We start from the raw sequence: 20,100 nt of genomic DNA, 5'->3' as shown, positions 1-20,100 counted from the left end.
TCGCCACCAAGGAGAGCCAGGCATGGCCGCACCGTCGAAGAAGGTCATCATCAGTTGCGCGCTCACCGGGTCGGTCCACACCCCGACCATGTCCGACGCGCTGCCGGTCACCCCCGACGAGATCGTCGAGCAGGGGATCGGCGCCGCCGAGGCCGGGGCGGCCATCCTGCATCTGCACGCCCGCGACCCCGCCACCGGGCGGCCGACGCCCGATCCGGCGACGTTCATGGCGTTCCTGCCGCGCCTCAAGCAGGCGACCGACGCCGTGCTCAACATCACCACCGGCGGCTCGTTGAACATGACCGTCGAGGAGCGGCTCGCCGCTCCGCTGCTGGCCCGGCCGGAGATGTGCTCGCTCAACATGGGTTCGATGAACTTCGGCATCTTCCCCATGGCCGACCGCTACCGCGACTGGAAGCACGACTGGGAGGAGCCGTACCTGCGCGGCACCGACGACTTCATCTTCCGCAACACCTTCCGCGACATCGCCCGCATCCTCCAGAGCCTGGGGGAGGGCTGCGGCACCCGCTTCGAGTTCGAGTGCTACGACGTCGGCCATCTCTACACGCTCGCCCATTTCCTCGACCGCAAGCTGGTGACGCCGCCGCTGTTCGTGCAGACGATCTTCGGCATCCTCGGCGGCATCGGCGCCGAGACCCGCAACATGGTCTTCATGCGCGACACCGCCGACCGCCTGTTCGGCGACGCCTACGAGTGGTCGGTGCTGGCCGCCGGGCGTCACCAGATGCCCTTCGTCACCACCGCCGCCGGCATGGGCGGCAACGTCCGCGTCGGGTTGGAGGACAGCCTCCACCTCGCCAAGGGCCGGCCCGCCCGCAGCAACGCCGAGCAGGTGGCGAAGATCCGCCGCATCGTCGAGGAGCTGTCGCTGGAGATCGCCACCCCGGCCGAGGCGCGCGCCCGCCTCGCCCTCAAGGGCGCCGACCAGGTCGCGTTCTGATCCCCCGGAGACCCCAGACATGAGCCATCGAACCGCCGTCGTCACCGGCGCCACCAGCGGCATCGGCCTGGCCGCCGCCCGCGCCCTCGCCGCCCGCGGCTGCCACGTCATGCTGAACGGGCTGGGCGACCGCGTCGAGATCGAGCGCACCTGCGCCGCGATCGCCGCCGAAACCGGCACCCGCGTGGTCCACTCCCCCGCCGACCTCAGCCGGCCCGAGGAGGCCCGGGCGCTGATCGCGGACGCGGCCCGGCTGCTGGGGCCGGTCGACATCCTGGTCAACAACGCCGGGGTGCAGCACGTGGCGGCGCTGCACGACTTCCCCGACGACAAATGGGACCTGGTGCTGGCCGTCAACCTCTCCGCCGCCTTCCACACCATCAAGGCGGCGCTGCCGGCGATGATGGAGCGGCGCTGGGGCCGCATCGTCAACACCTCCTCGGTGCTCGGCATGGTCGGGGCACCGCACAAGCCGGCCTACGTCGCCGCCAAGCATGGGCTGATCGGCCTGACCAAGGCGGTCGCCATCGAGGTGGCGGAGCACGCCATCACCTGCAACGCGGTGTGCCCCGGCACGGTGATGACCCCGATCATCGAACGCCAGATCGCCCAGCAGGCCGCGGTCACCGGCCTGCCCGAGGACCAGGTCCTGAAGACCGTGTTCCTGCAGCGGATGCCGCTCGGCCGCGCCGTGGCCTGCGAGGAGGTCGCCGAGGCCATCGCCTTCCTGTGCTCCGACGCCGCCGGCGCCATCACCGGCGCCACCATCCCCGTCGACGGCGGCTACACCACCCACTGAGCGCCGCCGCCCCGTCCGCCCAACCCACCAGAAACCACCAACAAAACCGGGAGAGAAACATGCGCACCATCCTGCTCGCCGGCGCCGCCATGGCCGCGGTCGCCGCCGCCGCCCCGTCCGGCCCCGCCCACGCCCAGATGACCGACGGCGTCATCAAGATCGGCATGCTGTCCGACCGCTCCGGCATCTACGCCGACATCAACGGCGAGGGCTCGGCCATCGCCGCGCGCCTCGCCGCCGAGGAGTTCGGCAACACCATCAACGGCACGCCCGTCGAGATCATCGTCGGCGACCACCAGAACAAGGCCGACATCGCCGCCAGCCTGGCGCGCCAATGGATCGACACCGAGGCGGTGGACGTCGTCGCCGACGTGCCCAACTCCGCCGCCGCCCTGGCGGTGCAGGAGATCACCCGGGACAAGAAGCGGATCTTCCTGATGTCCGGGCCGGGGTCGCCCGACCTCACCGGCAGCAAGTGCAGCCCCTACGGCTTCCACTGGACCTGGGACAACCACGCGGTCGCCACCGCGACCGCCCGCGCGCTGGTCGAACAGGGCCGGACGAGCTGGTTCTTCATCACCGCCGACTACGCCTTCGGCCACTCCCTGGAGGCGGAGGCCGCCACCACCGTGAAGGCGCTGGGTGGCACGGTTGCCGGCAGCGTGCGCCATCCCCTGGCGACGCCCGATTTCTCGTCCTTCCTGCTGCAGGCCCAGGGCTCGGGCGCCCAGGTCGTCGGCTTCGCCAACGCCGGCGGCGACACCTCGAACGCCATCAAGCAGTCGGCCGAGTTCGGCCTGCCCCAGGGTGGCCAGACCCTCGCCGCCCTGCTGCTGAACATCAACGACATCCACGCCCTCGGTCTGGAGGCCGCCCAGGGGCTGACCTTCGCCAACTCCTTCTACTGGGACATGAACGAGGAGACCCGGGCGTGGTCGGCGCGCTTCGAGGAGCGGACCGGCCGCAAGCCGTCAATGAACCAGGCCGGCGTCTACTCCTCGGTCAAGCACTATCTGGGGGCGGTCAAGGCCGCCGGCACCGACGATCCCGACGCGGTCGCCGCCCAGATGCGCAAGACGCCGGTCAACGACATGATGATGAAGGACGCGGCCATCGGCGCCAACGGCCGCGTTTTCAACACCATGTACCTCCTGCAGGTGAAGACACCGGCGCAGGCCAAGCATCCCTGGGACTACGCCGAGATCATCAAGACGATCCCGGGCGACCAGGCCTACATCGCCGTCGCCGACAGCGGCTGCCCGCTGGCCAAGTAAGGCCGGCCGCACCGGACGGGACGGCGGTGCCGTCCCGTCCCCCGCCCCCGCGCACCGCAACGGACCTGCGAACATGGACGACACGATCCTGGAGGCCCGGGGACTCACCAAGGAGTTCCAGGGATTCATGGCGGTGCGGGAGGTCGACCTCCGCATCCGCCGCGGTACCATCCACGCCCTGATCGGCCCCAACGGGGCGGGCAAGAGCACCGTCTTCAACCTGCTGACCAAGTTCCTGGCCCCGACCCGCGGGACCATCCACTTCAAGGGTCGCGACATCACCGACCGGAAGCCGGCCGACGTGGCGCTGCTGGGCCTGGTGCGCTCCTTCCAGATCTCGGCGGTGTTCCCGCACCTCAGCGTGCTGGAGAACGTCCGTGTGGCGCTGCAGCGCCCGCGCGGCACCAGCTTTCACTTCTGGAAGCCGGAAGCCAGCCTGCACGACCTGCACGGCCGCGCGCTGGAGCTGATCGAGGCGGTCAACCTCGGCCCCTGGGCGCACCGCGTCGCCGCCGAGCTGCCCTACGGCCGCAAACGCGCCCTGGAGATCGCCACCACCCTGGCGCTCGACCCCGAGGTGATGCTGCTGGACGAACCGCTGGCCGGGATGGGCCACGAGGACATCGCCGGCACCGCCGCGCTGATCCGTCGCGTCGCCGCCGAGCGCACCGTGGTGATGGTGGAGCACAACCTGTCCGTCGTCGCCGACCTGTCCGACACCATCACCGTGCTGCGCCGTGGCGAGGTCCTCGCCGAGGGGCCGTACGAGATGGTGTCGCGCGAGCCCGAGGTCATGGCCGCCTACATGGGCACCGAAGCGGGTGGACACGGGGTCGGCCATGCCTGACGGCCCCATGCTGGACATCCGCGACCTCCACGCCTTCTACGGCGAGAGCCACGTGCTGCACGGCGTCGGGCTGGAGGTGCGCCAGGGCGAGGTGGTCACCCTGCTGGGCCGCAACGGCGCCGGCAAGACCACGACCATGCGGGCGATCATGGGGATCACCGCCCGGCGCACCGGCTCGATCCGCTTCCGCGGCACCGAGCTGACCGGGCTGGCGCCGCACCGCGTGCCGCGGCTGGGCATCGCCTATGTGCCGGAGGAGCGCGGCATCTTCGCCACCCTGTCGGTCGCGGAGAACCTGACCTTGCCGCCCGTCCTCAAGCCGGGCGGGATGACGGTGCCGCAGATCTTCGAGCTGTTCCCCAATCTGCGCGAGCGCGGCGCCACCCCCGGCACGCGACTGTCCGGGGGCGAGCAGCAGATGCTGGCGATCGGCCGCATCCTGCGCACCGGCGCCGACCTGATCCTGCTGGACGAGCCCACCGAGGGCCTGGCGCCGGTCATCATCGAGCAGATCGGGGCGGCCGTGCGCACCTTGAAGCGGCGCGGCTTCACCATCGTCCTGGTGGAGCAGAACTTCCGCTTCGCCGCGACCATCGCCGACCGCCATTACGTCATGGAGGAGGGGCGGGTGGTGGACATGATCGCCAACGACCAGCTCGCCGGCAGCGCCGACAAGCTGCACGCCTATCTCGGCGTCTGACCGACCACCACGGCCAAAGGGGGAGGAGCGCCCGCCCGTGACCACGCTGTTCGACATTCCCGTCCAGGTCCTGCTGGGCCAACTGCTGCTCGGGCTCATCAACGGCTCGTTCTACGCGCTGCTGAGCCTCGGCCTCGCCGTCATCTTCGGCATGCTGAACGTCATCAACTTCGCCCATGGCGCCTTCTACATGATCGGCGCCTTCGTCGCCTGGCTGCTGCTGACCCGGTTCGGCCTCGGCTACGCCTGGGCGCTGGTGCTGGCGCCGCTCGCGGTCGGGCTGCTCGGCGCGGTCGTGGAGCGCACCATGCTGTCGCGCCTCGCCAAGCTCGACCACCTCTACGGGCTGCTGCTGACCTTCGGCCTGGCGCTGATGCTGGAGGGCGGCTTCCGCCACGCCTACGGCGTCTCCGGCCAGCCCTACCCGATCCCGCCGCCGCTCCAGGGGGGGCAGAACCTGGGCTTCATGTTCCTGCCCAACTACCGCGGCTGGATCGTCGCCGCCGCCCTGGTGACGTGCTTCGGCACGTGGTTCGCCATCGAGCGCACGCGGCTCGGCGCCTACCTGCGTGCCGCCACCGAGAACCCGGTGCTGGTCCAGGCCTTCGGCATCAACGTGCCGGCCATGGTCACCGCCACCTACGGGTTCGGGGTGGCGCTGGCCGGGCTCGCCGGCGTGCTGGCGGCGCCGATCTACCAGGTGTCGCCGCAGATGGGCAGCACCCTGATCGTCGTCGTCTTCGCCGTGGTGGTGATCGGCGGCATGGGCTCCATCCTCGGCGCCATCGTCACCGGCCTCGGCCTCGGCCTTCTCGAGGGCCTGACCAAGGTCGTCTACCCCGAGGCCTCCAACATGGTGGTGTTCATCGTCATGGCCATCGTCCTTCTCCTCAAGCCGGCCGGACTCTTCGGGCGGGAGCGCTGACCCATGGCCGCCAAGACCCATGCCCTCGCCACCGCCGGCGGTTCCCCGGCGGGCGGCGTTGCCCGGGCGGGTGGCTGGCGCGTGCTGCTCGCCGCGCTCGCCCTCGTCGCCGCGCTGGCCGCGCCCTTCGTGCTCTACCCCGTGTTCGTGATGAAGGTGCTGTGCTTCGCGCTGTTCGCCTGCGCCTTCAACCTGCTGATCGGCTTCGCCGGGCTGCTGTCCTTCGGCCATGCGGCGTTCTTCGGCGGGGCGGCCTACGTCACCGCCCACGCCGCCAAGGTGTGGGGGCTGACGCCGGAGCTGGCGATCCTCCTGGGAACCCTGTTCGCCGCGGCGCTGGGCGCCCTGTTCGGCGCCCTGGCGATCCGCCGCCAGGGCATCTACTTCGCCATGATCACCCTGGCGCTGTCGCAGATGGTGTTCTTCCTGGCCCTGCAGCTTCCCTTCACCCACGGCGAGGACGGCATCCAGGGCGTGCCGCGCGGCGCCCTGTTCGGGCTGATCGACCTGCGCGACCCGCTGGCCATGTACTACATGGTGCTGGCGGTGGCCCTGGCCGGTTTCGCCCTGGTCTGGCGCACGGTGCACTCGCCCTTCGGCCAGGTGCTCAAGGCGATCCGCGACAACGAGCCCCGCGCCGTCTCCCTGGGCTACCGGACGGAGCGTTACAAGCTCCTGGCCTTCGTGCTGTCGGCCGGGCTGGCCGGGCTGGCCGGCGGCACCAAGGCGCTGGTCTTCCAGCTGGCCTCGCTGACCGACGTGACCTGGCAGATGTCGGGCGAGGTGGTGCTGATGACCCTGCTGGGCGGCATGGGCACCCTGTTCGGGCCGGTGGTCGGGGCGGCCGTCGTGGTCAGCCTGGAAAGCCACCTCGCCGGCACGACGCTTCCGGTGCCGGTGGTGATCGGCGCCATCTTCGTGGTCTGCGTCCTGGTGTTCCGCCGCGGCATCGTCGGCGAACTGGCCCACCGCCTGCGCCGCTGATCTGCCGGGCCGGGGTGGGCCGGGGTCCGCCCCGGCCGGCGATTCCGGGTCCGCCGGCCCACTAATCATTCGTTGCATTTCCGACAACGCGCCCCCATATTCGAAAAGCAAAAAGTGACGATACGCTTGCCGGCCAAATTTTCGCGCCGCGGCGATTTGGCCGGTTCTCAAGAAAACAGCCACGAATGGCCGATTTTTAGATGGCGGGAGGACCTCGCCCAAAGAATCGCCGGCCGCGCGTGGCGTGAAAGGGCGTCCGCTTCCTAAGAGCCGTGGCGTCGACGGGTCCGCCGACGCCGATTGCCGCTCCATCGCCCATGCCGGTGCGGTGGAGGCTGCCGGCCGATCGCACCGCACACGCCGACCACCACCGTCCCCACCACCCCCGCACCCCGCTCGACCGGCGTGCGCAGGAGATCCACATGGCCAAAGAGCAGAAACGCGGCAACCGGGAAATCCGCAAGCCGAAAGCCAGCAAGCCCGTCGCGGCCTCGGCCGCGCCGGTGTCCACCAAGACCGCCTCGGTGCCGCCCGCCCTCCCCAAGAGGAAGGGCTGAGGGCCGGGCCATGGCGGACCGGACCATCGTGACCACGGTCGTCTTCCGGCACCCCTTCACCCTGGCCGCCGTCGACGAGCCGCAGCCGGCGGGCACCTACCGGCTGGAAGCGGACGAGGACGACGTCCATGACCTGTCCTTCCGCGCCGTCCGGCGAACGGCGATGACCCTGCACATCCCCTGCCTCGAAGCGCCCCAAGGGTTCAGCCAGCGCGTGCCGGTGGACCAGGCCGAGCTCGACGCCGCACTGGACAAGGACCGGCGGCAACAGACCGGCTGACCCACGGCCGCGGCCGGTCCCCGTGGCACGGAACCGGCCGCGCGCCGTGAACGCGGCGATCGAGCGTCTGCCGCTCGGCGGCGGGCGCCCGCGCGCCCGCATCATCCGGCGCGCGCATGGTCGTCACCGCGGGACACTGGCCGCCCGGGATCGCCGACCGCGACGGGCCGTCCGACATGGCCGATCATTCCGCAGGCTCACCGCGCGCACGCCGCGCGGCAGAAAGGTCCCATTGAAAGACCGCCTTCGCCATGCCCTCCGGGGCCGGCGCGTGACGCCGCCCTGGAACAGCCGGGAGCCGGTGCGCGAGGAGCTTTTCAGCGTCGAACGGCTGGAGGAGCATGCCCGCAGCCTCGCCGCCGCCCAAGGCGTGGAGCCGAGGCCGGCGGCGGGCCATCCGCTGGCCGGTCGTCTGGCGGACAACGGCGCGGTGCTGCTCGCCGCCTACCGCACGATCGTCACAGCGACCGACGCCGGCGGCGCCATAACCCCGGCGGCGGAATGGCTGATCGACAATTACCATCTCGTCGAACGGCAGATCCGTGAGCTGCACTCCGACCTGCCACCCGGCTACTACCGGCAGCTTCCCAAACTCGCTGCCGGGCCCTTCGCCGGGTACCCGCGGGTGTTCGGCACGGCCTGGGCCTTCGTGGCCCACACCGACAGCCGATTCAACGTCGCCATGCTGCTGCGCTATGTGCGCGCCTACCAGGAGGTGCAGCCGCTGACCATCGGCGAGCTGTGGGCGGTGTCGATCACCCTGCGCATCGTGTTGATCGAAAACCTGCGGCGCCTTGCCGAGCAGATCGTCGACAGCCGCGCCGCCCGGCACCAGGCCGACGCCCTTGCCGATCGCCTGCTGGGGGTGGGGGCGCGCGCGGCGGAGCCGGTGTCGGCGGTGCTGGCCGATCATGAGCGCGACCCGCTCGCCGACGCCTTCGCGGTGCAACTCGTGTACCGGCTGCGGGACCAGGATCCGCGGATCACCCCGGCGCTGACCTGGCTCGACCGGCGCCTGGCGGCGCAGGGCAAGGCGGCCGATGCCGTGGTGCGCGAGGTTCACCGCAGGCAGGGGGCGGCCAACGTCTCGGTGCGCAACGTCATCACCAGCCTGCGCCTGATCGCCGACGTCGACTGGAAGGAGCTGTTCGAGCGCTCCAGCCTGGTCGATGAGGCGCTGGCCGCCGGAAGCGCCTTCCGGGACATGGACTTCCCGACCCGCACCCTCTACCGCAGCGCGATCGAGGTCCTGGCGCGCGGCTCGGGCCGCAGCGAGCTCGACGTCGCACGCGGCGTGGTCGCCGCCGCCGATGCCGTGCGGGCGACGGATGGCGGGGAGGACGCCCGCCGGAGCGATCCGGGCCACCACCTGCTGGCTGGCGGCCGGCCGGCCTTCGAGGCGTCGATCGGCTTCCGCCCGCCCTGGCGCCAGCGATGGGCGCGGCTGGGCCGGGCGTTCGGCGTCGGCGGCTACACCGTCGCCATCGCCACCGTGGCCGTGGCCGTCCTGGCGGCGGTCCTGCTGGTGCTTGCCGGGCATGGCCTGGGCGCGGCGGCCCTGGGCCTGTTCGCGGTGCTCGGCGCCATTCCCGCCATGGACGCGGCGGTGGCGCTGGTCAACCGTGCGGTCAATCTCGGCTTCGGCGCGGCGTCGCTGCCCGCCTTGGAGCTTCGCCACGGGGTGCCGGCGCATCTGCGCACGCTGGTGGCGGTGCCGACGCTTCTGACCTCGCCGGCCGCCATCGACGAGCAGGTCGAGCGTCTGGAGATCCATCACCTCGCCAGCCCCGAAGGCGAGGTGCATTTCGCCCTGCTCTCCGACTGGCTCGACTCCGCGACCGAGCACGCCGGGGGCGACGAGGCGTTGCTGGCGGTGGCGGCCGAGGGGATCGCCCGCCTGAACCGGCGTTACGGCCCGGCGCCCGGGGGGCCGCGCTTCCTGCTGCTGCATCGCCGCCGGGTGTGGAACCCGGGCGAGGGACGCTGGATCGGCTGGGAACGCAAGCGCGGCAAGCTGCACGAGCTGAACCGCCTGCTGCGCGGGGCGACCGACACCACGTTCCTGACTGTCGAGCCGGCGCCGGACCGCCCGCCGACCGGCGTCCGCTACGTCGTCACGCTGGACGCCGACACCAGGCTGCCGCGCGACACCGTGCGCCGGCTGATCGGCAAGATGGCGCATCCGCTCAACCGGCCGCGCTTCGATGCCGCCGCCGGCCGGGTCATGGAAGGCTACGGCGTCCTCCAGCCGCGGGTGACGCCGTCGCTGCCGGTCGGCGGCGAGGGTTCGCTGTACCAGCGCAGCTTTTCGAGCCTCAGCGGCATCGACCCCTACGCCGCGGCGGTGTCCGACGTGTACCAGGACCTGTCGGGCGAGGGGTCCTACGCCGGCAAGGGCATCTACGACGTCGACGCGTTCGAGGCCGCGCTCGCCGGCCGGGTGCCGGATTCGACGCTGCTGAGCCACGATCTGTTCGAGGGCGTGTTCGCCCGCGCCGGCCTGGCCTCGGACGTCGAGGTGGTGGAGGAGTTCCCGGCGCGCTACGACGTCGCCGCCCTGCGCCATCACCGCTGGGCCCGCGGCGACTGGCAGCTCCTGCCCTGGATCCTGGGCTGTCCGCCGCGCCCGGCCGGGGCCGGGCGGGCGCCGGGCGGGGTGCCGGCCGCCGGCCGCGGCAAGATGCTCGACAATCTGCGGCGGTCGCTGTCGGCGCCCGCCGCCGTGCTTGCCCTGCTCGCCGGCTGGACGCTGCCGTTCGGCGCCGCGCTGGCCTGGACCGGCTTCGTGCTGGCGACCCTGGTCCTGCCGACCCTGATCCCGGTGGTGTTCGCGATCGTGCCGCGCCGGCTCGGCCGTGTCACCGTCGCCAGTCACACCCGCGCCTTCGGCGGCGATCTCCGCCTCGCGTCGACCCAGTCGGCGCTGATCCTGGTCTTCCTGGCGCACCAGGCCTGGCTGATGGGCGATGCGGTGGTGCGCACCCTGGTCCGCCTGCTGGTCACCCGCCGGCATCTGCTGGAATGGGTGCCGGCGGCGCAGTCGACCCTGAGCCGCCGGCTCGACCTGCCTGGGGTCTATCGCCGGATGGCCGGCGCGCCGGTCATCGCGGCGGCGGCCGTCGCCGTCGCGGCGGCCGCCGGCACCGGCACATGGGTGCTGGCCGTCCCGGTCGCGGCGGCGTGGCTCGCCTCCCCGGCGGTGGCGCGCTGGGTCAGCCTGTCGCCACGCCGCGCCGGCCGGCGTGCGGCGTCGGCGTCCGACCGGCACGTGCTGCGGCTGACCGCGCGCCGGACGTGGCGGTACTTCGAGACCTTCGTCACCGCCGCCGACAACCGGCTGCCGCCGGACAATGTCCAGGAAGAGCCGGCGCCGCAGCTCGCACGCCGGACCTCGCCGACCAATCTCGGCCTGTACCTGCTCTCGGTCGCGAGTGCCCGCGACTTCGGCTGGATCGCCACCGCCGAGGCGGTCGAGCGCCTGGAAGGCACGCTGGCGACCATGGGAGGGATGGCCCGCTTCCGCGGGCATTTCTTCAACTGGTACGACACGGGCGATCTGCGCCCGCTCGACCCGAAATACGTGTCGTCGGTCGACAGCGGCAATCTGGCGGGGCACCTGATCGCGCTCGCCAACGCCTGCCGGGAATGGCGCGTGGCGCCCCCCGATGCGGCTGCGCGGCTCGCCGGCATCGCCGACGCCCTTGCCCTGACGCGCGAGGAGGTCGGGCGCCTGCAGGACGGGCGGCGGACCCAGACGGTGACCTGGGGCCAGCTCGACGGCGCGTTGGCCGCCCTCGGTGCCGCGGTGCGGCAGGCACCGGCCGCTGGCGACGACCTCCGGGGACGGCTCGCCGGCCTGGCCGGCGAGGCCGAGACCATGGTCGACATGGCGTCGGCGCTCGCCCTGGAACGCGGCGACGACACCGGCGCCGACATGCTGTTCTGGGCGCGGGCCAGCCTGCGCACCCTCGTGGCCCACCGCGACGACCTGCGGCCGGGATCGACCGGCGCCGCCGTTCTCGGTGCGCGCCTGTCGGTGCTCGAGGACACCGCCCGCTCCATGGCGATGGCGATGGAGTTCGGTTTCCTGCTCGATCGTGACCGCGATCTTCTGTCGATCGGCTACCTGGTGCCGGAAGGCACGCTCGACCCCAACTGCTACGACCTGCTGGCGTCGGAGGCGCGGCTCGCCAGTTTCTTCGCCATCGCCAAGGGCGACGTTCCGGCCCGCCACTGGTTCCGGCTCGGCCGGGCCGCGATGCCGGTGGCGCACGGCGCGGCGCTGGTGTCGTGGTCGGGGTCGATGTTCGAGTACCTGATGCCGTCGCTCGTCATGCGGGCGCCGGACGGCAGCCTGCTCGAACAAACCAGCCGCCTGGTGGTGCGGCGCCAGATCGCGTACGCCGCGGCGCGGCACCGGCCCTGGGGCATCTCGGAGTCGGCCTACAACGCCCGGAACCTCGAATTCACCTACCAGTACTCGAACTTCGGCGTTCCCGGCCTGGGCCTGAAGCGCGGGCTGGGCGACAACTTCGTCGTTGCGCCCTACGCCACCGCGCTGGCCACCATGGTCGACCCGCACGCCGCCACCGCCAACCTGGCCCGTCTCGTGGAGGCCGGAGCGCGCGGGCGCTACGGCTTCTACGAGGCGCTGGATTACACCCCCGCCCGGGTGCCGGCGGGGGACGGTGTCGCCGTCGTCCGCGCCTTCATGGCGCACCACCAGGGCATGACCATCGTCGCCATCGCCGACGCAGTGCTGGACGGCGCCATGCGGGCGCGCTTCCACGCCGAACCGATCATCCAGGCGACCGAACTGCTGCTCCAGGAGCGCACGCCGCGCGACGTGGCGGTCGCCCGACGGGTCGCGGAGACCGCGTCGACGGTCAAGGTCCGTGACGGCGAGCTCTCCGGCGGCCGGCGCTTCGCGTCGGCCCACCAGGCGACCCCGGCCACCCATCTGCTGTCGAACGGGCGCTACGCCACGATGCTCACCGCCGCGGGTTCGGGCTACAGCCGCTGGGGCGACCTGGCGGTCACCCGCTGGCGCGAGGACGCGACCTGCGACGATTCCGGCTCCTACCTCTATCTGCGCGACGTCCGCAGCGGCGCGGTGTGGTCGGCCGGCTTCCAGCCCAGCGGCGTCGAGCCCGACTTCTACGCCGTCACCTTCAACGAGGACCGCGCCGAGTTCGTGCGCCGCGACGGCACGCTGACCACGACGCTCGAGGTGATCGTCTCGGCCGAGGACGATGCCGAGGTGCGCTGCGTCTCGGTCACCAACGCGGGACACGGGGTGCGCGAGCTGGAGATCACCTCCTACGCCGAGCTGGTGCTGGCCCCCCACTCCGCCGACGCGGCGCACCCGGCGTTCTCCAAGCTGTTCGTCGAGACCGAATACCTGTCCGACGTGGGGGCGATCCTGGCGACGCGGCGCCACCGCACGCCGACCGAGGCGGCCATCTGGGCGGCCCACCTCGCCGTGGTCGAGGGCGACGCGGTGGGGCGGGCCGAGGTCGAGACCGACCGCGCCCGCTTCCTCGGCCGCGGTCACGGTGCCCGCACCCCGATCGCGGTGATCGACGGCCGGCCGCTGTCGAACACGGTGGGCACCGTGCTCGACCCGATCTTCGCCCTGCGCCGCCGCCTGCGGGTGGCCCCCGGCGCCACCGTGCGCGTCGCCTTCTGGACGATGGTCACCGCCAGCCGGGCGGATCTGCTGGACAGCATCGACAAGCACCGCGACACCACCGCCATGACCCGGGCATCGACGCTGGCCTGGACCCAGGCCCAGGTGCAGCTCCATCATCTTGGCATCACGGCGGGCGAGGCCGGGCTGTTCCAGCGCCTCGCCGGGCACGTGATCTACGCCGCGCCGGCCCTGCGCCCGGCCTCGGACGCCATCCGGCGCGGCGGCGGCGCGCAGTCGGGGCTGTGGGCGCAGGGCGTCTCCGGCGATCTGCCCATCGTGCTGCTGCGCATCGCCGACACCGAGACCCTCGACATCGCGCGCCAGTTGCTGCAGGCGCACGAGTACTGGCGGATGAAGCAGCTCGCGGTGGATCTGGTGATCGTCAACGAGCGCCAGTCCTCCTACATCCAGGACCTGCAGATCGCCATCGAGACCCTGGTCCGCACCAGCCAGTCGCGAACGCCGGCCGGCGGCGGCGGGCCGGCGGGCCGCGTCTTCGTGCTGCGGGCCGACCTGGTCCCGGCCGAGACGCGGGCGCTGCTGGCCGCGGTGGCACGCGTCGTGCTGGTGGCGCAGCGCGGCAGCCTGTTCGACCAGCTCGAGCGCAACGCCGAGATGGCGGTGCCGGCGCCGGTGCCGGTGCCGGCCCTTCCGGCCCCGGTCCCGTCCGTGCGCCTGCCGCTGCCGCCCCCCGCCAAACCGGAGCTGGAGTTCTTCAACGGGCTGGGCGGCTTCGCGGCGGACGGCACCGAGTACGTGACCATCCTGGGGCCCGGCCAGTCGACGCCGGCGCCCTGGATCAACGTCGTCGCCAACCCGGCCTTCGGGTTCCAGGCGTCGACCGAGGGCGGCGGCCACACCTGGTCGGTGAACAGCCGCGAGCACCAGATCACCCCGTGGTCCAACGACCCGGTCGCCGACCGCCCGGGCGAGGCGGTCTACCTGCGCGACGACGACACCGGGGCGGTGTGGGGGGCGACGGCGCTGCCCATCCGCGACGAGGCGTCGACCTACGTCGCGCGCCACGGCCGGGGCTACAGCCGCTTCGAGCACACCGCGCACGGCGTCGCCTCCGAACTGCTGCAATACGTTCCGGTCGACGATCCCATCAAGATCTCGCGCCTGACCCTGCGCAACCGATCGGACCGGCCCCGGCGCCTGTCGGTAACCGTGTACGTCGAATGGGTGCTCGGCACGTCGCGGGCTGCCTCGGGTCCGTTCGTGACGACGGAGGTCGACCCCGGCACCGGCGCCCTGTTCGCCCGAAACCCGTGGAACGCTGCCTTCGGATCGCGGGTCGCCTTCCTCGACCTCGGTGGCCGGCAGACCGAGTGGACCGGCGACCGCCGCGCCTTCATTGGCCGCAACGGCACCCTGGCCCACCCGGCGGCGCTGTCCGCCGGCGGCCCGCTCTCCGGCCTGGTCGGAGCGGGGCTCGATCCCTGCGGTGCCCTGCGCGCGGTGGTCGAGGTGCCGCCGGACGGCAGCGTAGAGATCGTCGCCTTTCTCGGCGACGCGGCGAGCGGCGACGCGGCGGCAGCCCTGGTCGCGCGGTACCGGTCGGCCGATCTCGACGCGGCGTTGGCCGCGGTCGGCCGCCAGTGGGACGAGATCCTGGGCAGCGTCACGGTGCGGACGCCCGACCGCTCGATGGACATCATGCTGAACGGCTGGCTGCTCTACCAGTCGCTCGCCTGCCGGGTGTGGGCCCGCTCGGCGTTCTATCAGGCGAGCGGCGCCTACGGCTTCCGGGACCAGCTCCAGGACGGCATGGCGCTCGCCGGCGTGCGCCCGGCGATGACGCGCGAGCACCTGCTGCGCGCGGCGGGACGCCAGTTCGCCGAGGGCGACGTGCAGCATTGGTGGCTGCCGCATTCCGGCCAGGGTGTGCGCACACGGATTTCCGACGATGGCGCGTGGCTCGCCTACGCCATCGCCCACTATGTCACCGCCACCGGCGACACCGCGGTGCTCGACGAGCCGCTGCCGTTCCTCGAAGGGCAGCGGCTGGACCCGGGCGAGCATGACAGCTTTTTCCAGCCGGCGGTGTCCGACGAGACGGCGACCCTGTTCGAGCATGGCGCCCGCGCCCTCGACCACAGCCTGGGGCTCGGGCGTCACGGGCTGCCGTTGATCGGTACCGGCGACTGGAACGACGGGATGAACCGGGTCGGCGCCGGTGGCCAGGGCGAGAGCGTCTGGCTGGGCTGGCTGCTGCACACGGCCCTGACGGCGTTCGCCGCGCTGGCCGACGGGCGGTCGGAGACGGCCCGCGCCGCCGCGTGGCGCGCCCACGCCGCCGGGGTGCGGGACGCGCTGGAGCGCGAGGGATGGGACGGCGAATGGTACCGGCGCGGCTTCTTCGACGACGGCGCCCCGTTGGGCGCTGCCGACAGCGACGAATGCCGGATCGATTCCATCGCGCAGTCCTGGGCGGTGCTGTCGGGTGCGGCGGCGCCGGAGCGGGCGGCCCGCGCCATGGCCGCGGTCGAGCGCGAGCTGATCCGGCCGGAGGACAGGCTGGCGCTGCTGTTCGCGCCGCCGTTCGACAAGACGCCGCGGGATCCCGGCTACATCAAGGGTTACCCGCCCGGCATCCGCGAGAACGGCGGCCAGTACACCCACGCCGCCCTGTGGTCGGTGATGGCGTTCGCCGCGCTGGGCGACGGCGACAAGGCGGCCGGGCTGTTCGCCCTGCTCAATCCGGTCAACCACGCCCGCACGCGGGCCGACGTCCACCGCTACAAGGTCGAGCCCTACGTCGTCGCCGCCGACATCTACGCCCGCCCGCCCCATGTCGGGCGGGGCGGCTGGACCTGGTACACCGGCTCCGCCGGCTGGATGCAGCGCGCCGGCATGGAGAGCATCCTGGGGCTGCGCCTGGAAGCCGGCGTCCTGCATCTCGATCCCTGCATCCCCAAGGCATGGCCTGCCTTCGAGCTGTCGCTCCGCCATGGCCAGGCCCGCTACGACATCCGGGTCGAGAACCCCGGCGGCGTCAGCCGCGGCGTCGCCTTCGCCACCCTCGACCACAGCGTGGTGACGGAACGGCCGCTGCGGCTGGCGCTGACGGCGGCCGAAGCGACTCACCGGCTGCTTGTCCGCCTCGGGTGATCCCCCGAAGTCCGCCCCGGTGACTGCGTCAGACCCAGGATGTCGTCAAGACGGACCAATTTTTACTGCTTACGAAGAAATTAATATTCATATGTCAGTCACCATCTGAAAGTCATATGGAAAGCAAGGTGTGAAACACCCATATCTTCAATAGAAGATGAAACGCTCCGGTACTCTGCGGGGAATACCTGCGGGGCATACGATAGGCGCCGAGCAAGCGGCGGACAGGCGGTGGTCCGGGCGTTCGACTTCCAGCTTTTCTTGGCATTCTGCGCAGATGGCCCCGGGCGGCGCTCGCTCCGGACGCCCGTCCAGCCAAGGGCCACCCGGCGGCGCCTGTGTTCGGTCATCGATCCTTGAGGGGACAAACCATGAAGCCCGTTCTTTTGGCCGCCACGCTCGTCCTGTCGCTGATGGCGCTGGCGGCGTGCGGCAGCAGCACCGCGGATCGCACCGTGAGCGGCGGCGGCATCGGTGCCGGTGTCGGCGCGGTTGGCGGGGCGCTGCTCGGCGCGCCGGTCCAGGGCGCGCTGATCGGCGGCGCGGTCGGTGCGGGCGCCGGCGCCCTCACGGATGAGAACGACATCGATCTCGGCAAGCCGCTCTGGCGCTGAGCCGAACGCCCGCGTGCCCGGGGCGGGGTGTCCCGTGATCCTTGATCATGCCGCCCGCCCCGCCGGCGCCCAGCCGTGCGGCCACCGCCCGTGCGGTCAGTCCGTCACAAACCAAGGAGTACCGTGATCATGAACGCCCGCCTGTCCCGTGCCGTCGGCACGGCCGCCTTCATCCTCGGCGTGGTTCTTCTGGTGTTCGCCTACAACGCGTCGAACGCGCCGATCGACCAGATCACCAATTCCCTCACGGGACGGTATTCCGATCAAACCATGCTGTACTTGCTGTTTGGCATCGTCTCCACCGTCGTGGGCGGGGTTCTGATGTCGGGGCGGCGCCTGTTCTGACCGGGTGACTCTGGCCGGGTGACGGGCGGCGCTCACGCAACGGATCACACAACGGCCGCTGCCGCGGGCCACGGCCCGACGGCGGCGCCGTTCGCCATGTCCGCGGTGGCGCCGTTCACCTCACCGTGTCCGGCGTGCGCCATGTCCGGGCGAGGGCTGGGTCAAGCCCAGCCACGTCCGCCCGGAGGCCGGGCGGTTCACGGCGCCGCGGCCACCGGGCGGACGTCGCCGCTTGCCATGTCCGTGGCTTTCGGTGCGGACGCCGGGGCGACCACGGCCCTGCGGCGCACCGGCTGCAGGGCGTCCAGCCGCAACTGCTCGGCCCACGGCGACGGATAGGCGTCGCGGCCGAACGACCAGACCGTGTGGACCTCCTCCCCCAGCGGGCACAGGCGGACGCTGGCGTCGTGACCATCCTTGCCGGCCTGGTGCGCGGCCTGGACGGCGGCCACCAGGGCGCCGTTGCGACCGCCCTGGATGGGGCCGGCGTGGGTCTGTTCGAAGCTGATGAACCATCCCGTCTTCCGTTCGGCGACGAGGTAGTGGGCATGCGCCATGTGGCTGCTCCTTCAGAGACCGGGCAGTGTCCCAAATGGCACGTCCGCGGTGGCCAGTCTCCATCTGTCATATGGATCATATCTCTAATTTTTCAAGGGTTCATCCCCCGAAGCTGCAAATAAGATTGAAGACAAGTCCGGGAAATCGCCCGCATTCATTCCACAATATGCCGTTTGTCTCGCGCCATGCCCAAAGCATAGGGGTAGGGGGATACTCGAGGAACGGGCCGATCCTCCGGGGCTTCACGGTGCTCCGGCCGGTTTGCGCTTGCACGGGCTCCAGCGGGGGCACCGCCGCCATGGGCCGGCCCGCCGGCCCGCCGGCCCGCCGGCCCGCCGGCCCGCCGCGGCCGGATCGTTGATGCCCCCGCCTCCCGGTCGTCGGATGACATGTTCGCGAAAATCACGGTGTTGGACGCCCCGTTCCATGATTTTCCGAAAAGTGAACTTATATAGTGATGCAGTTCGTTGAAATATTAACCGAGGCTCTCGTCATGGCCCTGCGCGTCGAATACAGCCTGCACCATTCGGATCTGGGCGATTTTTTGTGTGCCCCGGTGTGGGAGGAGGCGAACGGCGCCTCCCTCACCGTCCTGTCGGCGCTGGCGCGCCTCGACATCGACCCTTGGGCGGAGTCCGCCCGTCTGGCCGAATTGCCGAGGGCCGCGGCGGGATCGGCGCTCGCCGCCATCCTCCGCCGGCTTCCCGAACCGCGCTCGGAGGCGTCGGACGTCTCCGCGATCGCCGATGGGCTGGTGATGCTCCTGCCCAAGGGAGGCTCCGCCACCTCGGCCAACGGCGGCCCCCCGGCGGTGGGGAGCGGGGCCCCCCGGCCCGGCGGGCGGTCGATGTCCCTGGGCCTCTGGCTTCTGCTGGCCCTGACCGGGGTCTTTGTCGTGACCACCCTGTTCCCGCTTTGACGCCGGCCGGGCGGCGGCGCGCCTGTCATCGGCACCGGCACCGGCACCGGCACTGATCGTCGCGGCCTCGGGGGGTGGCTCAGCCGCGGGACGGCAGCAGCAGGCGGGCGCAGCGGTCGCGGGCGGCGTCGAAGGGGGCAGCGGAGTGGTCGTGGACCAGCAGCCCGTCCCCGAACACGAAGGCGTAGAGCAGGTAGGCGCGGGCGAAGGCGTCCTCCGGAGAGAGGCCCATGGCGGCGAACAGCTCCGACACGCAGGCCAGGCGCTCGCGGTCGACCTCGGCCACCACCGCGGCCGCCGCCCCGTCGTGGCGGGCCCAGTCGCGCACCGCCAGCTCGATCGCCATGCCGCGCGGGTTCGCGCGGTCGAGGTGGAGGGAGATCAGGGCGCGCAGCCGGTCTTCCGGTGCGGCGCCGTCGAGGCGGGTCTGGGTCTTGATGGCGGCGATGCGCCGCTCCTTCCAGGTCTCCAGCAGGGCCGCCAGCAGGGCGGCCCGGTCGCGGAAATGCCAGTAGAAGCTGCCTTTCGTGACGTGCAGCCGCTTCGCCAGCACCTCCACCCGCACCCCCTCGACGCCGCCCCCGGCCAGGGCGGTGAAGGCGGCGCCCAGCCATGCCTCGCGGGTCTTCGCCTTGGCCTCGGCAGCCTGCTCGTCGACGGACATGGCGGTGCTCTCCGTGCGGTGGGCGGGTGTGGGGCCGTTCCTAGCCCGTCCGGGTGGTGCACCGCAAGATCGGGAGGCGAGGCGGCGGGGCCGGGTGGTCGCGACGGACTCCCGCCCGGCCCCGCAGCCCCAACTCAGCCCAGCGCCTCCGTCAGCTCCGGCACCGCCTTGAACAGGTCGGCGACAAGGCCGTAGTCGGCGACCTGGAAGATGGGCGCGTCCTCGTCCTTGTTGATCGCGACGATCACCTTGCTGTCCTTCATGCCGGCGAGGTGCTGGATGGCACCGGAGATGCCGACGGCCAGGTACAGGTCCGGCGCCACGATCTTGCCGGTTTGCCCGACCTGGTAGTCGTTGGGCACGAAGCCGGCGTCCACCGCCGCCCGGGACGCCCCGACCGCGGCGCCGAGCCGGTCGGCCAGCGCCTCCAGAAGGGCGAAGTTCTCGCCCGAGCCCATGCCGCGGCCGCCCGAGACGACGATGCGGGCCTGGGTCAGCTCCGGCCGCTCCGACTTGGTCAGCTCCTGGCCGACGAAGGTGGCGCCGCCGGCGTCGGCCGGGCCGGACACCGCCTCCACGCTGGCCGAGCCGCCGTCGGCCGCCGCCGCCTCGAAGGCGGTGGCGCGCACGGTGATGACCTTCACCGGGTCGGCCGAGCGCACCGTGGCGATGGCGTTGCCGGCGTAGATCGGCCGGGTGAAGGTGTCCTCCCCGACCACCGACAGGATGTCGGAGATGGCCGCCACGTCGAGCAGGGCGGCGACGCGCGGCGCCAGGTTCTTGCCGAAGCTGGTGGCCGCCGCCAGCACGTGGCCGGCCCCGCCCCGGGCGATCTCCACCACCAGCGGCGCCAGCGCCTCGGGCAGG

At 71.9% G+C, this 20,100-nt stretch carries 16 protein-coding genes; 13 read left to right on the top strand and 3 right to left on the bottom strand.

Annotation, left to right across the window (positions count from 1 at the left end; genetic code table 11):
- Positions 1-22: 22 nt before the first annotated feature.
- The 12 genes from kce to AC6H2I_RS15850 all read left to right on the top strand — a co-directional run bounded on the left by kce (position 23) and on the right by AC6H2I_RS15850 (position 17,092).
- Positions 23-961: a 3,5-dioxohexanoate:acetyl-CoA acetone transferase gene (kce, locus tag AC6H2I_RS15905; RefSeq protein ID WP_497501648.1), complete on the top strand. Its 939-nt coding sequence runs from the start codon at positions 23-25 to the stop codon at positions 959-961.
- A 19-nt stretch (positions 962-980) separates the two neighbouring features.
- Positions 981-1,760 carry a 3-hydroxybutyrate dehydrogenase gene (locus AC6H2I_RS15900; protein ID WP_497501647.1) on the top strand — a complete coding sequence of 260 codons (780 nt, stop codon included), beginning with the start codon at positions 981-983 and terminating at the stop codon, positions 1,758-1,760.
- 59 nt (positions 1,761-1,819) lie between these two features.
- Positions 1,820-3,034: an ABC transporter substrate-binding protein gene (locus tag AC6H2I_RS15895; protein ID WP_497501646.1), complete on the top strand. Its 1,215-nt coding sequence runs from the start codon at positions 1,820-1,822 to the stop codon at positions 3,032-3,034.
- A 73-nt stretch (positions 3,035-3,107) separates the two neighbouring features.
- Complete coding sequence (locus AC6H2I_RS15890; RefSeq protein WP_497501645.1) at positions 3,108-3,881, top strand: ABC transporter ATP-binding protein; 774 nt, start codon at positions 3,108-3,110, stop codon at positions 3,879-3,881.
- Positions 3,874-4,581, top strand: coding sequence for an ABC transporter ATP-binding protein (locus AC6H2I_RS15885; protein WP_497501644.1), 708 nt, complete (start codon positions 3,874-3,876; stop codon positions 4,579-4,581). Before AC6H2I_RS15890 ends, AC6H2I_RS15885 begins: the two co-directional genes overlap by 8 nt.
- 37 nt (positions 4,582-4,618) lie before the next feature.
- Positions 4,619-5,506 carry a branched-chain amino acid ABC transporter permease gene (locus tag AC6H2I_RS15880; protein WP_497501643.1) on the top strand — a complete coding sequence of 296 codons (888 nt, stop codon included), beginning with the start codon at positions 4,619-4,621 and terminating at the stop codon, positions 5,504-5,506.
- 3 nt (positions 5,507-5,509) lie between these two features.
- Positions 5,510-6,490 carry a branched-chain amino acid ABC transporter permease gene (locus AC6H2I_RS15875; RefSeq protein ID WP_497501642.1) on the top strand — a complete coding sequence of 327 codons (981 nt, stop codon included), beginning with the start codon at positions 5,510-5,512 and terminating at the stop codon, positions 6,488-6,490.
- Positions 6,491-6,912: 422 nt separating this feature from the next.
- On the top strand, positions 6,913-7,047 hold the full coding sequence (locus tag AC6H2I_RS15870; protein WP_497501641.1) for a hypothetical protein: 135 nt from the start codon (positions 6,913-6,915) through the stop codon (positions 7,045-7,047).
- A gap of 10 nt (positions 7,048-7,057) precedes the next feature.
- Positions 7,058-7,327 (top strand): hypothetical protein, encoded by a 270-nt coding sequence (locus AC6H2I_RS15865; RefSeq protein ID WP_497501640.1) that lies wholly within the window; start codon positions 7,058-7,060, stop codon positions 7,325-7,327.
- Positions 7,328-7,598: 271 nt separating this feature from the next.
- Positions 7,599-16,133, top strand: coding sequence for a GH36-type glycosyl hydrolase domain-containing protein (locus AC6H2I_RS15860; protein WP_497501639.1), 8,535 nt, complete (start codon positions 7,599-7,601; stop codon positions 16,131-16,133).
- Positions 16,134-16,504: 371 nt separating this feature from the next.
- On the top strand, positions 16,505-16,747 hold the full coding sequence (locus AC6H2I_RS15855) for a YMGG-like glycine zipper-containing protein (RefSeq protein ID WP_497501638.1): 243 nt from the start codon (positions 16,505-16,507) through the stop codon (positions 16,745-16,747).
- 129 nt (positions 16,748-16,876) lie between these two features.
- Positions 16,877-17,092 (top strand): DUF3185 family protein, encoded by a 216-nt coding sequence (locus tag AC6H2I_RS15850; RefSeq protein WP_497501637.1) that lies wholly within the window; start codon positions 16,877-16,879, stop codon positions 17,090-17,092.
- A 197-nt stretch (positions 17,093-17,289) separates the two neighbouring features.
- Here AC6H2I_RS15850 and AC6H2I_RS15845 read toward each other — a convergent pair whose 3' ends face one another.
- Positions 17,290-17,649 carry a hypothetical protein gene (locus AC6H2I_RS15845; RefSeq protein ID WP_497501636.1) on the bottom strand — a complete coding sequence of 120 codons (360 nt, stop codon included), beginning with the start codon at positions 17,647-17,649 and terminating at the stop codon, positions 17,290-17,292.
- Between the two features lie 494 nt (positions 17,650-18,143).
- Between AC6H2I_RS15845 and AC6H2I_RS15840 the strand changes: the two genes are divergently transcribed.
- Positions 18,144-18,569 carry a hypothetical protein gene (locus tag AC6H2I_RS15840; RefSeq protein WP_497501635.1) on the top strand — a complete coding sequence of 142 codons (426 nt, stop codon included), beginning with the start codon at positions 18,144-18,146 and terminating at the stop codon, positions 18,567-18,569.
- Positions 18,570-18,648: 79 nt separating this feature from the next.
- Here AC6H2I_RS15840 and AC6H2I_RS15835 read toward each other — a convergent pair whose 3' ends face one another.
- Positions 18,649-19,233 (bottom strand): TetR/AcrR family transcriptional regulator, encoded by a 585-nt coding sequence (locus tag AC6H2I_RS15835; protein ID WP_497501634.1) that lies wholly within the window; start codon positions 19,231-19,233, stop codon positions 18,649-18,651.
- 134 nt (positions 19,234-19,367) lie between these two features.
- On the bottom strand, positions 19,368-20,100 hold a 733-nt coding region (locus AC6H2I_RS15830; protein WP_497501633.1), incomplete at its 5' end, for an electron transfer flavoprotein subunit alpha/FixB family protein.

The sequence above is a fragment of the Azospirillum sp. NS33 genome (assembly GCF_059703765.1).
The sequence above is the reverse complement of the archived record's forward strand: the minus strand, read 5'-3'. Positions and strand labels throughout refer to the sequence as shown.

Coding starts and splice junctions, on each gene's coding strand:
- kce (WP_497501648.1), top strand. CDS start 23: ATGGCCGCACCGTCGAAGAAGGTCATCATCAGTTGCGCGCTCACCGGG.
- AC6H2I_RS15900 (WP_497501647.1), top strand. CDS start 981: ATGAGCCATCGAACCGCCGTCGTCACCGGCGCCACCAGCGGCATCGGC.
- AC6H2I_RS15895 (WP_497501646.1), top strand. CDS start 1,820: ATGCGCACCATCCTGCTCGCCGGCGCCGCCATGGCCGCGGTCGCCGCC.
- AC6H2I_RS15890 (WP_497501645.1), top strand. CDS start 3,108: ATGGACGACACGATCCTGGAGGCCCGGGGACTCACCAAGGAGTTCCAG.
- AC6H2I_RS15885 (WP_497501644.1), top strand. CDS start 3,874: ATGCCTGACGGCCCCATGCTGGACATCCGCGACCTCCACGCCTTCTAC.
- AC6H2I_RS15875 (WP_497501642.1), top strand. CDS start 5,510: ATGGCCGCCAAGACCCATGCCCTCGCCACCGCCGGCGGTTCCCCGGCG.
- AC6H2I_RS15870 (WP_497501641.1), top strand. CDS start 6,913: ATGGCCAAAGAGCAGAAACGCGGCAACCGGGAAATCCGCAAGCCGAAA.
- AC6H2I_RS15865 (WP_497501640.1), top strand. CDS start 7,058: ATGGCGGACCGGACCATCGTGACCACGGTCGTCTTCCGGCACCCCTTC.
- AC6H2I_RS15855 (WP_497501638.1), top strand. CDS start 16,505: ATGAAGCCCGTTCTTTTGGCCGCCACGCTCGTCCTGTCGCTGATGGCG.
- AC6H2I_RS15850 (WP_497501637.1), top strand. CDS start 16,877: ATGAACGCCCGCCTGTCCCGTGCCGTCGGCACGGCCGCCTTCATCCTC.
- AC6H2I_RS15845 (WP_497501636.1), bottom strand. CDS start 17,649: ATGGCGCATGCCCACTACCTCGTCGCCGAACGGAAGACGGGATGGTTC.
- AC6H2I_RS15840 (WP_497501635.1), top strand. CDS start 18,144: ATGGCCCTGCGCGTCGAATACAGCCTGCACCATTCGGATCTGGGCGAT.
- AC6H2I_RS15835 (WP_497501634.1), bottom strand. CDS start 19,233: ATGTCCGTCGACGAGCAGGCTGCCGAGGCCAAGGCGAAGACCCGCGAG.